Source organism: Streptomyces sp. NRRL S-340, assembly GCF_000720185.1.
In the GTDB taxonomy this organism is placed as follows: domain Bacteria; phylum Actinomycetota; class Actinomycetes; order Streptomycetales; family Streptomycetaceae; genus Streptomyces.
In genome coordinates, this window is sequence record NZ_JOIY01000082.1 from 1 (window position 1) to 13,321 (window position 13,321).

The following is a 13,321-nucleotide window of genomic DNA, read 5'->3' on the forward strand; positions in this document are numbered from 1 at the left end:
AGGCGCGCCTTCGACCAGGGCGGGCGGGCCTCCAGCCGCGACGGACGGCCTCGGTCGCCACGAACGGCCTCGGTCGCCACAGACGGCCTCGGTCGCCACAGACACGTCGACGAGGCCCAGCGGACCGTCCCCACGGACACGGTCCCCTGAGCACGGACAACGCCAGCCGCACAAGCCCGGCCTCGCGCGGGGCGGCGGAAGCGGTTCGTGCGGAGGTACTGGACGGGGGTCACCTGCACCCGTCCGTTTCCCGAGGGGCCGGGTAGGGTCCGTGCTCGTGAGACTCGCGATCTTCGACTTGGACAGCACCCTGGTCGACCGCAGCAGTGCCGTCGCCGACGCCATGGACACTCTCAGCCACGACCACGGCTACGGCCCCGAGATCGATACCTGGCTGCTGACCGAACTCGCCGAGCGTGCCGGCTTCGACCGTCTGCGCGCCGCCTTCCCTGGGCACTTGTCTCTCGCGGTGAAGCACACCGAGGCATGCCGCTGCTCCCGCCGTGGTGGCGGAGCTGACTTCATATCTGGCTGAACTCGCTGTATTGGACTGTGCCTTAGCGGTCCGAGCCAGGCAGTGCCAGCAGTTGATCACGCAGCACATCACCGCTTCGGCAACTGTGTCTCGTTAGCCGCCGACTGTGTAGAGGCCAGCCGCATGCTTGCCTTCACATGAGGCTGTCGCGGCCGGCCGGGGCCAGAGAACTGCGTCGTCTGTCTTGTCCCGTCTCAGTGAAGGCGAACCACGTGGAGGCCGTGACCAGCGATGGGGCATCTTGAGTGAGACGTGGTGCGGTCTGACGTCTCACTCAATCTGAGAATCGCGTGCCTTGCGCTGCTTCGCGCTCGGCAGTGAACTCGTCGAGGAGCTCGAACAGGATCTTGATCGCGTGCTGTTCGTCCTCATGCGGAAGGCTCCAGACGTCGTCCCAGCCGTTCGGGAGGGCGATGTGGAGGACCTGGCCGGGCCAGGCGTGGTTGCAGTCGCGTCCGCGACGGGCGACGAGCCAGTCGTGCCAGCCGGCGAGCCCGCGCCCACCGTGCCGGAGAGCATGCTGGTCATAGCCGGTCAGGAACGCGGTCAGCATGTGGAACGAGGTCTTGCCGACGACCATGCCAGGCCGTTGGCCGACACAGGCGAAGTACTCGCGATCGGTCATCTCCGAGAGGGGCTTCACGCATCCGCACCCTTCTCGTCACTGGCGCTTTGGTCCAGTGCTGGACGAAGCCTGCTGCGGGCCGCTTGCAGACGTTCGGCATAGTCCGCCGCAAAGATCCCCGACAGCGACTTGTCGAGCGTTCCAGCAATGCGGTGAAGGTGCGCCCAGACCGCCGCGTCGTCGACGAGACGACTGAGGTCCGTCATCTGCACCTGCTCCAGCCAGTCCGACAGGACCAGCGCCTCATCCGGGGTGAGCTTGATGACGATCTCCGGATTCTCCACCCCCTCGAACATAGTCCGTCGACCATGCGTTGTCAGAGGTGCCTGGCAGGGTGCCGCTGTGGACACTGATTCCTTCTGGGAGCTCATCGAGGGGTGCCGGTGTCAGGGACGGGGCCGGGACGGACGGCTCGCGTGGCTGCGTGAAGAATTGTCGCGACGGTCGCTTGCTGAGGTGTGCAGTTCCGGGTGCGCTCGGACGAGGTGACGCACGAAGCGTTCACGTGGGATCTGTGGGCAGCTGCGGACCGGATCTTCGGTGGCTGCTGTTCGGATGACGGGTTGAGGTCGCCTCGCCCCACCCGCCCCCGGGTCACGGCCCTTCCGTCGGTCGCCGGACCGCCCGCCAGCGCGGGGCGTCGTCGTCAGGGATGTCTGGAGAAGCGAAGTGGAACGGCACACCAAGGTGGCTGGCCAGCGTCCGGCCGGCCTTGGTGGCAGCGTCGCCGGGAGGAGCACCGCCTGGGCGTCGGTAGACGGTCGCCAGGTGCCCCTCCCCCTCTGGGGCATCCAAGACCGCGAGCAGGACAACGAACCAGTCGTGCACGGTGTCGCCGTCCCACAGTGCCTCCACCGCCGCCACGCGACCTGGGAGAGCCGCGGCGCGAGCCTCAAGTGAGGGGAGGTCGAGCGGATCCGGAAGTGTGTGCTGCACTCGGTCACCAAGAGCCTCATACCGCGCGTGGACCACCCGCTCGGCCTCGTGCAGCCCTACCCCCAGAGGGCGCAGCGCCTCCCAGACGGACCTGACCGCGGACAGTCGACGATCGCGCAGTACATCGGCATCGACCTGTCGGCAGGTCCGTTCGTCCAGATAGGCCCACCAGCCGCTCATGCGGCCACCGGCCGGGGTTTCAGGGCGCGTCATAGGCCCGAACCTACGTCAGGGTGCAGCGCGCCACCCGGCCGCCCCCTGCTGTCGAATCTCAGGTCCTGGCTCACTTTCCGTGAATAATCACGCGGAGTGCCGTTTGTCGGGCAGCAGGGGCCTCGGGAAGCTGCCTGGAAATGATTCGTCCCCAGTACGGGGTGGCTGACAGTTCGGCCCGTGGAAGAAGTAGTGCTCCGGCTGGAAGAGTTTCCCATCGATCTCGGACGTGGCTGTGCTCAGTGTGTCGTGCCTGCGTCGATGGCCTGCAGGCCCAGGGTGTCCATGATCTTCAGGACCAGGTTTCGGCGAGTTCCGGGACGGCCTCACCCAACGTCTCTGCCAGGGCGTCCTGGGGATCCAGGCCGCCTGCAGGTAGAGGGTTTCGGCACCTTCCAGGCCCCCCACGAAAACTCGTATCTTCGCCATCTTGACCGGTGCCTGGCGTCGCGGCGGTAAAGGGTGACGGGAACGAGAGATGATGCACCTTGGATTCCCGCATACCCCGCCTGCGTCGCAAGCTCGGGCGGCCTGGCGGGCGCGGTCGCTGCGGATGAGGTAGCGCAGGCGGGTTATCACGCCGCGCCGCGTCGTGACCGGGGTGGTGATGAATCCGGCGAGCTGGTGCGGTCCAGGCGGCGGGCGACGGCTTCTCGGCCCTTGATGCCGCGGGTTCCGTAACAGGCCGAACTCGAGGACTCACTACCGCTCGCGCGGAAAGGACGCCGCAGGCGGGGCGCGGGCCGAAGGGGCTGCTTGTGATCTGACAGGCCGTCGGCCAGACCGCTTCGGTCCCCTTTCCGCACCGAAAGGACGTGCTGATCGAGGTCCGGGTCACGGCGCCGCCGGAATGTCATTTATTCCGCTGGCTTCGCCCGTGCAGGCGTAATCGATGATATTACTGAGTGGAATGTAGTAGTTTCCGAGGTTTCGATAGTTCTGGTCGGCGAATCTGCCATATTTGGCGAGGCGTGCATCGCTTGCCCGCTTGGTCAGATCGACAACGCTGCGCCATTCATTGATGTGAGCGGCATATGTTGCTGTGTCCGTATCCGCTACTTGCGCCCGCAGCGGCGTGGCCTGATTACAGATTTCCTGGTTGCTCACGTCGGCCGAGTCACCGGAGGAGAAAGTGCCGGCCAGCACGTAGCCGACGAAGGACAGCAGCGCTGCCAGTACGACTGCGAACGCCAGTAGAGATGTGCGGGCCGTGCGCGTGTTGTTGATCGTCAGCGGGCCCAGGGAGATCTGACTCTTGCCCAACCTGTTTCCGCTTCCCAGAACCACGCTGTGCGCGATCGAGCTCGGCCGGTGTGCCGGCGGGGGTCCTGCGACGGCTGCGGCCAGTTGGGCCATGAAGGCGCCATCGCCATCGAGCTCTCGCGCCAGGACGGACCGCAATGAATCGACGGCCGCTGGGTCTTGCGGACTTTCGTCGACCTGCGCCAGAGCCGTGCGGCCTTCTTGTGAATGGGTGAGTTTTCGACGAACAAGGTCGACCACTATTGCCGCCGTACCGCTCGCTATTCCGGTAGCGGCACTGTCGGATGCCTTGGTGACGATTTCCACGACTGTCGATAACAGACCGTCTGATTCCATGACGCCTCTCCCGATCTCACACGGGGTAGCAGTCCCCTCGGCCTTCATCTGGGCCCAACGGCCTGTCACGCCCAGGTTCTTGATGTTCACTCCGGCCCTCTGCACTCCGATGTCCGAGACGTCTTGTGGGAGGCAAAGACCCACCAGGATCCTACCGTTGGCGGGCCGTCATGGAGCGTGCGTCTCAGTCCTCGTTCCGATGCCTCGGGGTGGAGGTACCAGGAGACGGGCGGACAGGTCGAGGGGAGCGGCCCCCCGTCCGCGACGCCCTCACCCAGCTGCCCGTGCGCGAGGAAAACCGCACCGGCTACCAGCGCTCCAAGTTCAAGCACTGGATCGGCGCCGACCGCGACGGCTGCAACACCCGTGCCGAGATCGTCAAGGCCGAGGCTGCCGTCACCGTTCCCGAGCAGGGCCCGAACTGCCGTCTCACCGGCGGCGTCTGGTACTCCCCCTGCGACGGCCACTACATCGAAGACCCAGCGGCCTGGACATCGACCACCTCGTCCCCCTCGCCGAAGCCTGGGACTCCGGCGCCCCATCCTGGACGGCCGCGGAACGCGAGGCCTACGCCAACGACCTCAGAGACGACCGCGACCTCATCGGCGTCTCAGCCGCCTCCGACCACTCAAAAGCCGACCAGGACCCCTCCACCCGGCTCCCCCGGCCGCCGGCTACCACTGCACCTACATCACCGACTGGATCGCCGACAAGACCCGCTGGAGCCTGACCATCGACACCCCTGAACAGACCGCGCCGGCCGACGTCCTCGAAGACTGCCCCGACACCTCGATCGCCATCACCCTCGCCCGGTAGGTGGGGCGCGGGCAGTTCCGTCCCGGCTCGGCACCTCAGCGCCGCGGTAAATCGTGATCTTGCTGGTGTTGAGCGCTTCAGATGGCGGGCCTCGCCGCCTGAACAGCTCGATGTGAGCCGTCCTTCGGTCACGCGCCCCGTGCCGGGCCGGTCCTGCAGATTTGCCATGGACGGCCCGCCCGCGGCTGGCGTATCTTCCCTCAGCGCGCGCTCTTCCGCGGGCGATTCCGTTTCCGTGCCTGTGGGGGGCCCATCGTCATGTCCGCATCCAGCGATGTCTGTCCGCGGCCCGCGCTGCCCAACCGGGTACCGCGGTCACCGCGCGGCCTCCTGGCCGGTCTGTCGGCGCTGCTCGCGGCCGTCGCCCTCAGCGACCTGTTCGCCGTCTACGCCGGCGTCCGGGCATACATGCTGATCGACGAGGACCGGGGCCTCGTTTTTGCCTCTCAGCAGGAGCTGGACCGTGCCGACGCGCTGTACCAGACGGCAGGACAGCTCCAGATCGCCACGTTCCTTGCCTGCGCGCTCGTCTTCATCGTCTGGTTCCACTGGATGCGCCGGAACGCCGGGGTGCTCGGGCCGGACCGGTTCCGCAACGGCCCCAGCTGGGCGATCGGGTCCTGGTTCATCCCGCTGGCGAACCTCTGGATGCCCTATCGGGTCGCCGTCGACATGTGGGGGGCCAGCACGCGGCTGCCGGCCGACGGCGAGCCGTACAAGGTCTCTTTCTGGCCGGTGAACCTGTGGTGGGGCCTGTTCCTCGCCACGACCCTGTTCAACCGGTACGCCTCGCAGCGCTATCAGGACGCCGAAACCCTCGGAGGCATCCGGGACGCCGTGCTTCAGGTGATAGCGGCCGACATCCTGGACATCGCCGCGGCGGCGGCCGCAGTGCACTTCGCGGTCCGGCTGACGGCCATGCAGCGGCTGAAGGCGGCCGAGGGGCCGTACAGCTCCGCCTGAACCGATCCGGGGCAGATCCAAAATCCAGTGATACCGAGCGCTTCAGCTGGCGAAGCCCGCCAACTGAAGCAGCTGGGCCCCCAGGAGGGCGCCGCCGAAAGCGGCGACCGGCACCGCGCGCGGAGCGCCTGCCCGAAGGAGCGCAAACACACACCCACCGGCCGGCGTAGGCGCCGTTCCCGACCGTCCCCCGGCACCGGGCAGGCCGAGGTCGACGCCTTCCCCGCGTACGCCTCCCTCACCCCGCTCTGCTGATACGGGAGGGGCCCGGCACGCTGCTGAGCGAGCGCCGGGCCCCTCCCGCGTCACCGCGTGGCCTACAGGCCGCCACGCTTGGACGGGAATCCGTGCAAGACAGCCACCACCTGGTCCGGGTGCTCCGGGTCGACAAGGTCCACCGGCTTCTCCAACTGGTACAGGTCTCCGCGGGCCGGATACTGCGTGAGCGTGGCGTGCAGGACCATCGGCTCCCTGCTCACCAGCACGAGCGGCTCCGAGTCAGGCTCCTCGATCGTGGCCGTGAACGGGATCACGTCGCGTTCTTCGAACCGCGGTGGGAACTGCTGTGTCACCCGCAGGGTGCTTTGGGCGTCGGTGTCCACATCGCTCTGTTCGAAGGTCACTGTTCCCCCGTCAGGGAGTTCCGCCGTGACGCGGAACCCGACGTTCCTCAGCCGGACGCTGTTGACCGGGTCGGACGGGTCGACGTCGACGCGCTGCCTGATGCCGCCCCTGAAGTCGAGACTCACACGGCGCGTCCCGATCTGGAACGGGGTGTCGATCGCGAGCATCGAGGAGGGGACCTCCGCCCGATGGGCGGAAGCCCGGCGACGCGGTGCGCGACGGGGTGCGCGACGGAGGACGGAACCGCCGGCGCAGCCGTGGCTGTGCCCATGGCGGCAGGACACGCGGCAAGGGCCAGCAGGGCGGTACAGGCTGCGAACACACTGCGCGAACGAGGGGACATGGCTTCCTCCGAGTCATCCCTGAAACATCAGGTCACAAGGAGTGCAGCGCACGCGGACCGCACCACGCCCGGCTTGATCAGACAAGCCACCCAATGGTGTGAGGCAGCCAAGTAGTGGATTGCCGAGAGGACAGTGGCCCCCGTCGTGTCGTGAAGCAGGACCGATCTCGGGCAGGTGCTGTCGCCTCGTGAACACCTACGCCGCCGAGGTCGCCGGCCGCCCTGCACGGAGGATCGGCCCCTATCCGTCGTCAAACCCTGTCGGTAATCACCATCGGTCCTGATTGGATTCGCGCCGCCGCGAACCCCGGACGGCACGGGTTCATTGGACGCGCCGGCCACTGCGGCCCACCTTCGTCCGACGACGTGGAGGACGCCGTCGAGGCGTTGGATCCAGACGCCTGCGATCGGCTTCCGGACACGTTGGTGCCTTCGGGAAAACACGCCTGGCTCGCACCATTACAACGGAGGTCCGGCACCCGGCAGGAAGGCTTCGTCATGGACCTCGGAACGATAGGTGTCTGGAGCCTGGCGTTCACCCACGGGGATCGCGCGGAGGCGCGGGATGCTGCGGCTGAGCTGGAGGAACTCGGGTACGGTGCCATCTGGCTTGGCGGCAGCCCGGGAGGCAATCCCCGGGCCGACTTGGCCACAGCAGCCGATGTCCTGGCCGCGACCGAACGGGTCGCCGTCGCGACGGGGTGCGTGTCCATCTGGGAGAGGTCCCCCGAGGCACTCGCCGCTGCCTACCACGCAATGCCGGAGCAGCAACGCAATCGGCTGCTGGTGGGACTCGGCGTCAGCCACGCCGACTTTGTCGGCCGATACCGCGAGCCCTACCAAGCTCTGCGTGCTTTTCTGGATGCGTTGGACTCGGCAGCTCTTCCGCTGCCGCCGGCCGCGCGCATCATCGGTGCGCACGGGCCGCAGATGACCCGGCTGGCAGCTGCCAGATGCACCGGAGTGCACCCCTATCTCGTCGATCCAGCTCACACGGCGTGGGCCAGGTCGATGCTGGGTGACGGGCCCATGCTGGCGCTGGAGCAGACCGTCATCCTGGACACCCGTGCCGAAGCAGCCCGCACCACGGCCAGGGCGATGCTCGCCCCCTACCTGAAACTGCGTAACTACCAGTCAGCATGGTTGCGCGGGGGTTTCACAGCCGAGGACTTGGCCCTGGGCGGCAGCAATCGGTTGATCGATGCGCTGTTCGCCTGGGGAAGCCCAGACGAGATCGGCGCCCGGCTTGCCCAACACCGTCAAGCCGGGGCCGACCACGTCGCCGTCCAAGTGGTCACCGACACTCCAGGCACCTTCGCCCGCCAGGCGTGGCGAGACCTCGCCTCCGAGCTCATCACGCCATAGGCACCCAAAGCTCAGAAGCTGTGTCTGATCCCGACACGGCAACTTCGGAGCTCGCTGCTCGGGTGCGCCTACCGAAACCGCACGGCCCGGCGCGGCGTCGGCCCCGACGTGAATGACACGGTCGCGGTCGGCCTGGTCACCGGCGGATTCACCTTGCCGGCATCCGCCACCTCCAGCTGGTTCGTCATGCGAGCAACCGGCCGACCAGCGGATCAGCAACTGCGCGTAGCCCAGGAGGACAGGGCGGACGATCGCGCAGCCGGTCAGCGGGAGGTCCGGCGTGAGCTGTATCGGCGGTTCCTGCAGCAGGCATTGGACACGGCCAGGTGCGTTCTCGCCCTGCGGCCGTCGGTGGACCTCGGAAGGCGCGGACGCATTCTCAGTGCCGTTCTTGGCCGAGGGCGGCGACCTCGTGTACGGCGCTGGCGATGGCCTGGAAGTCCTTCTTGAGGACCGCTCCGTGATTACTGGCTACCTTCGCGCCGATCCGGATGTTGGGGTTGCGGGCGGTGACCGCGTCGAGGCCGGCGCGTATGCGTTCCTGTTCGTCACCGCGGCTTCCGAAGGACGTTCCGGACGCGACCACGTAGCGCACCGGGGCGGTGATGTCGTCCAGCACGGGGCCCAGCTCGCGCTCGCGGGAGAGTCTGCCGAGCTCGATGTTGCTGTGCGCCTGCTGCTCGGCGGTCATGCGCGGGGTCAGGCCGGTCGGGCGCAGCAGCGGCATGAACCAGCTCAGCCGGCGGAACAGTTTGCGGATCCGCTGTTCCATGGCCTCGTCCAGCCAGTCGTAGGGGAACGCGCCGTCGACCAGGACCGCGCCCAGGGTGCGGTCGGGGTTGCGGGCGGCCCAGTGTGCTGCGACGACCGCTCCGTAGGACCAGCCCACCAGCAGTGCTCGGTCCACTTTCCTGGCTGCGAGGACGGCGTCGACGTCCCGGACGGCTGCGTCGAAGGAGTAGTCGGTTGATCGCTGGGATCTGCCGCGGGCCCGCTCGTCGTAGGTGATGTGCCGCCACTGCGGGCCGAGTTCGGCGACGACCCGCCGCCAGTACCCCTGCGTGGCGAACTGGCCGTTGAGGTAGACCACCGGGATGCCGGCTCCGCCGGTGTCGGTCACGGCCAGGGCCGTGTCGTCCACCGCTACCGTGCCGGCCCACTTGGAACGGGTCGTGGGAGTGCTGTTCGTCGTCATGTCTTCCCCCTGTGGATGAGTCGCGTGAGGTGTCCGGTCGGCGTACGGCAGGGCCTGCGTGCGGGGTGCAGGCCCTGCCGTACGGACGCTGTCGCTGTCGGGGCCGGGCGCGGTGGGGCCCCTGGCCGGTGAGTCTTCAGAGGCTGCTGGCGGTGATGTCGCCCTGGGATGTGGTGGCGCGGATGTCGAGCGTGGCGGTGCCGTCGTTCTTCAGGGTGTTGCTGATACGGCCGTAGGCGGTGCCGGCGTCCAGGACGGCCGAGACGCCGGCGGCGGCGCCGACCGTGATGTCGCCGGACCGGGTGGTCAGGACGACTGTGCCGCGGACGGCCTCGGCGATACGGATGTCCCCCTTGGCGGTGCTGATCTCGGCGGGGCCGGTGAGGCGGCCGACCTCCACATCGCCGTCGACCGCGGTCAGGCGCAGGCTCGCGGTCTCGTCCAGCTTGATCCGGCGGTAGGCGCCTTCGAAGAAGACGTCGCCGAGGCGTCCGAGGACGCGCAGCTCGCATGCGGCACTGCGGGCCTCCACGTGGGAGCCGACGGGCAGCTTGACGGTGACCTCCACCGACCCGTTGGGCTTGAGGAGCTGGTCGCCGGGCTCCGCGGTGCTGATCCGCAGCACGCCGTCGGCGTAGACGATGTCTGTCTGCTCGGCTGCCTTCACGTCCCGGCTCTTGGAAGGACTGGCGGGCAGGATCTCCACCACGGTGTCCGTCCGGTCGGCGGCGATGAACTGAACGCGGCCGGCGGGAACGTCCAGGACGACGGAGACCGGGGCCGGGGTGTCGAACTTCTGCATGATGCTCTCCTGTTACTCACTCTTGTTTCCGATAAACGAAACGCTACGTTGCTTTCCAAGTCACAGCAACTATCTCATTGCACTACCCGAGTAAAGCCGCAGGTCATGCGGCCATAATCGTTGCATCGCCCTCCCGGTGAATGCAATGACAGGGCATAGGATCGTTGCAATGCAGTGAGGGTGAACGCTAAGGTGGAGTGTCAGGCAGCACCGAGCGGTACCGCGGAGCACCCGTGGGACATGAAAGGAGGCCGGGAATGCCGGGAGGCAGGCTCACCCAGGCCGAACGCCAGCAGATCGCGGCGGGACTGGCCGACAACCTCGCCTACGCCGAGATCGCCCGCCGCCTGGGCCGTCCGACCTCCACGATCACCCGCGAGGTCATGCGCAACGGCGGCCCCACCGCCTACCGCGCCGAACTCGCCCACCGCGCCACCCAGCAGCGCACCCGCCCGCGCAAGCAGGCCACCCCCGAGGGGCCCCGAACCCTTCCCCAGCCCTACGGACGCGACCCAGAAGCCGTAGACGACTACCAGGAAAGACTCACCACCGTCCTCATGACCTCCGGCCTGCCCAAGATGATGGCCCGGGTCCTGAGCGCCCTCTACACCACCGACGCCGGCAGTCTCACCGCCGCCGAACTCGCCCAGCGCCTCACCGTCAGTCCCGCCTCCGTCTCCAAGGCGATCACCTTCCTCGAAGGCCTGGACCTCGTGCGCCGCGAACGCGACGAACGCCGCCGCGAGCGATACGTCGTCGACGACGACCTCTGGTACCAATCCATGATCCGCAGCGCCCGCGCCAACGACCAGTTCATCGAAACCGCACGCCAAGGCGCCGCCGTCCTCGGCCCCGGCACCCCGGCCGCCGCCCGCCTCGAAAACGCCGCCCGCTTCCTCGACTTCGTCAGCGAACACCTCATCCACGCCGCCGAACAAGGCCGCGACGTCCTCCACACCAGAACGAGGACAACCCCCACCCACACCACCACACCAAGCGCGGACGGCGGACAGGCGACCCCACCGGCAGCCACAGCATGAGCACCACCGCCCAGCCAGATTCGAGGAAGCGCGTCGGCACTATCACCGAGCACGCCGCGGCGGAGGGACAGTCACGCACCGAGGTGGAGGCCGGCGTGAAGAAGGCCGCCTGGCACCCGGTCCCGGACGGCTGTTGATCTCAGGGGCGGCGCGTTGACAGCCCCGGCACCGCAACGAGATCCCGCCCGAAGTCACCGACCAGGAGCACGGCATCGTGGCTTCGTTCACGAGAATGGGCAGCAGATGCCGGCCACTTCGGGAGGCGCCACAGCGCTCCGGGAAGTCGCACACTGAGTGAGTCGCTTGCCACAGCCAGAGGAGGCGGCCGGCACTTGCCCGCGGTGCGTTGTTACTCCACGACTGTGGCAGGAGCCGTTCCCGCAACAGATGAGAAAACACGTTGGCTGGCTGTCCGCGAGCTGCGACGATGGGCCTGATTCCCCGGTGGAGGACATTTGTTCGTGTTCGTGTGCGCGGGATGCGGCGCCGAGTTGACCACCCCGCTGTCCCAGGTCTCACTGCCAGTCCACGCCCGTCAGAACTACGGGAACGCAACCCAGCTTCCGGTACTCATGGAGTCCGGGACGTTTGCCGTGGATCCGGAACCCTGGGGAGGGCCGTGGCGGATGTGGGACGAGATCGATCCGCGCGAGGCGGAGGCACGCGGCATCTACGCGCCGGTCTACGCCCTGTCCGACAGCACGCCCGGGGCGAGTGTCATCGCGCCCGGTGATATCCGTGGAACCCGGCTGATTCCTGAGAAGCGCAGCGGTGCCTGCTGCGGCCTCGACGGAGCCGACGGGCCCAACATGGCCTGCGAGACGTGCGACCTCCCCGTGGCGACCAGGGTCGACGACTGCTCGCTCTGGCAGGCAGTGCGGCTCAGCGCGGACGCCGTCCACCGCGTCCCCGTTGACGGTTTCGACGCTGCGCCCCTCTCCTGGGCGGAGCTGGCAGAAAAGGGGGAGAAAACGCCTCCGTTGGAGCCGATTGCCACGTGGGGCGCACGGATGGGGTCGAGCCACTACTGGTCGTGGAGCCCGCGGTGGGAGGCGGCAGCCGGCCAGGCGCTCGCCCACCTGCTAGTTGCCTCCCAAGGGCAGCCGGTGAAGGTCCCGCGCGGTCTGACCGCGGACGTGTTCCAACGCGCGCTCGACGTCCTGCTGCCGGCAGGCCCCCCGAAGCGGCGCGCCGTCCTGGTCGGACCGGGACAACCCTCCCCGGACGCGGGCGTCGACATCCTCCTCGTACCGGTGCACCCCCAGACAGGTCAGACCTGGGCCCCCGCCAGCCCCACTGTGTCGGCATACCTGGTGCCCCTGCCGCTGGGGGTGTGGCTGTGGCTGGTCTCTCCCCAGCCGTACTTGCCCGTTCCCGCGTCAGGCCGCATACCCCGAGATGTGCTTCACGACGACCCCCTCCCTCCGCGCCCCAACTACCTCTTCCGGGCCGACCGGAGAACATTCCATGACACGTTGGTCCGGCTGCCGGCCGTGCGCAAACCGTGGCTGCGCACCATCCTCGAGAACCTCACGCAGGACACCTCGACCGACCTCTTCTAGCCGTCTGGCAAGCGAACAGCGCCAGACTCTCGTGTCTTCCGAAGTGGTCGGCATCTGCTGTCCAATCTCGATCTCGTGAACAGAGCCACTCGTCGATCCCATCAGGCGGAGGGCACCCGAGCAGGACGCAGCCAGGCCGGCGGCCTGCCGGCGCTCCGCCGAGGACGCCTCGCACACCGTCTGATCCTCTTGGTCCGGCGCGCCGGGCTTCGTTGGACTCCGGCTGGTGGCACAGCCGGTGGGCGCAGCGGCGCTCGGCCGGGCGCGGCGAGGGTGGCGGCGCGTTGCTCCCGGGCACACGCCGCTGCGGGTGTCCGTCGGCGCCTGCGGTTCAGCGCCGTGGGCGGGCGCGGGTCTGCTCAGAGCCGGGTGTGTGCTCGGGAGAGTGCACCGGAGCGGCGGCTGGCTGGGGAGGGGACGCGGACGGCGTGGGCATGGTCTGTGCTTCGGCTCGGGCTCTCAGTTGGGTGAAGGTGCCGGCCGGGCGCCGGGCATGAGGCAGGGGGTCCGGCCGCGGGTGCCTGCACTCGCTTCCGGGGGAAGAGGTGAGCGCGGCCGGGGAAGGCGGCCAGCCGCTGCGTGAACTGGTCTTCCCCGATCAACGGCGTGGCGGCGAGGTGCGGATAGGTCCCGGCCTCCACCGCCTCGTGCAGGGCTCCGGCATCGGTGGGACCCCCGTCTGCCGGCCGGAGGGCGGCCTGTT

General features: G+C 68.2%; 13 protein-coding genes. 6 read left to right on the forward strand and 7 right to left on the reverse strand.

The genetic code is table 11. The features are described 5' to 3' along the window. Positions 1 to 277: 277 nt before the first annotated feature. A complete protein-coding gene (locus tag IG64_RS36800) occupies positions 278 to 535 on the forward strand; it encodes an HAD family hydrolase (RefSeq protein ID WP_234438747.1) in 258 nt (85 codons plus the stop codon). A gap of 274 nt (positions 536 to 809) precedes the next feature. Here IG64_RS36800 and IG64_RS36805 read toward each other — a convergent pair whose 3' ends face one another. The 4 genes from IG64_RS36805 to IG64_RS41395 form a co-directional block, all read right to left on the reverse strand. Continuing rightward, complete coding sequence (locus IG64_RS36805) at positions 810 to 1,160, reverse strand: hypothetical protein (RefSeq protein WP_234438748.1); 351 nt, start codon at positions 1,158 to 1,160, stop codon at positions 810 to 812. A 14-nt stretch (positions 1,161 to 1,174) separates the two neighbouring features. Beyond that, a complete protein-coding gene (locus IG64_RS36810; RefSeq protein WP_037864808.1) occupies positions 1,175 to 1,444 on the reverse strand; it encodes a hypothetical protein in 270 nt (89 codons plus the stop codon). A 310-nt stretch (positions 1,445 to 1,754) separates the two neighbouring features. Beyond that, positions 1,755 to 2,276: a hypothetical protein gene (locus IG64_RS36815; RefSeq protein ID WP_037864788.1), complete on the reverse strand. Its 522-nt coding sequence runs from the start codon at positions 2,274 to 2,276 to the stop codon at positions 1,755 to 1,757. An 867-nt stretch (positions 2,277 to 3,143) separates the two neighbouring features. Further along, positions 3,144 to 3,908, reverse strand: a complete 765-nt coding sequence (locus tag IG64_RS41395) for a hypothetical protein (RefSeq protein WP_158771753.1) — start codon at positions 3,906 to 3,908, stop codon at positions 3,144 to 3,146. A gap of 1,074 nt (positions 3,909 to 4,982) precedes the next feature. Here IG64_RS41395 and IG64_RS36820 point away from each other — a divergent pair. Further along, positions 4,983 to 5,687 (forward strand): DUF4328 domain-containing protein, encoded by a 705-nt coding sequence (locus IG64_RS36820; protein ID WP_037864789.1) that lies wholly within the window; start codon positions 4,983 to 4,985, stop codon positions 5,685 to 5,687. A gap of 317 nt (positions 5,688 to 6,004) precedes the next feature. On the opposite strand, the gene IG64_RS37815 is transcribed toward IG64_RS36820, so the two are convergent. Beyond that, positions 6,005 to 6,478, reverse strand: coding sequence for a hypothetical protein (locus IG64_RS37815; protein ID WP_051813820.1), 474 nt, complete (start codon positions 6,476 to 6,478; stop codon positions 6,005 to 6,007). Positions 6,479 to 7,152: 674 nt separating this feature from the next. Between IG64_RS37815 and IG64_RS36830 the strand changes: the two genes are divergently transcribed. Next, entirely contained in the window at positions 7,153 to 8,019 is an 867-nt protein-coding gene (locus IG64_RS36830) for a TIGR03620 family F420-dependent LLM class oxidoreductase (RefSeq protein ID WP_037864792.1), read from the forward strand. A gap of 379 nt (positions 8,020 to 8,398) precedes the next feature. Here the strand turns inward: IG64_RS36830 and IG64_RS36835 are convergent, their stop codons facing one another. Continuing rightward, positions 8,399 to 9,214: an alpha/beta fold hydrolase gene (locus tag IG64_RS36835; protein ID WP_037864796.1), complete on the reverse strand. Its 816-nt coding sequence runs from the start codon at positions 9,212 to 9,214 to the stop codon at positions 8,399 to 8,401. Positions 9,215 to 9,350: 136 nt separating this feature from the next. After that, a complete protein-coding gene (locus IG64_RS36840; protein ID WP_037864799.1) occupies positions 9,351 to 10,016 on the reverse strand; it encodes a DUF4097 family beta strand repeat-containing protein in 666 nt (221 codons plus the stop codon). Between the two features lie 257 nt (positions 10,017 to 10,273). Here IG64_RS36840 and IG64_RS36845 point away from each other — a divergent pair, with 257 nt between their 5' ends. The 3 genes from IG64_RS36845 to IG64_RS36850 all read left to right on the forward strand — a co-directional run bounded on the left by IG64_RS36845 (position 10,274) and on the right by IG64_RS36850 (position 12,618). Continuing rightward, entirely contained in the window at positions 10,274 to 11,056 is a 783-nt protein-coding gene (locus IG64_RS36845) for a GbsR/MarR family transcriptional regulator (protein ID WP_037864801.1), read from the forward strand. Further along, on the forward strand, positions 11,053 to 11,193 hold the full coding sequence (locus tag IG64_RS41400; protein WP_158771755.1) for a hypothetical protein: 141 nt from the start codon (positions 11,053 to 11,055) through the stop codon (positions 11,191 to 11,193). Before IG64_RS36845 ends, IG64_RS41400 begins: the two co-directional genes overlap by 4 nt. A gap of 318 nt (positions 11,194 to 11,511) precedes the next feature. Next, on the forward strand, positions 11,512 to 12,618 hold the full coding sequence (locus IG64_RS36850) for a hypothetical protein (protein WP_037864805.1): 1,107 nt from the start codon (positions 11,512 to 11,514) through the stop codon (positions 12,616 to 12,618). Positions 12,619 to 13,321: the final 703 nt, after the last annotated feature.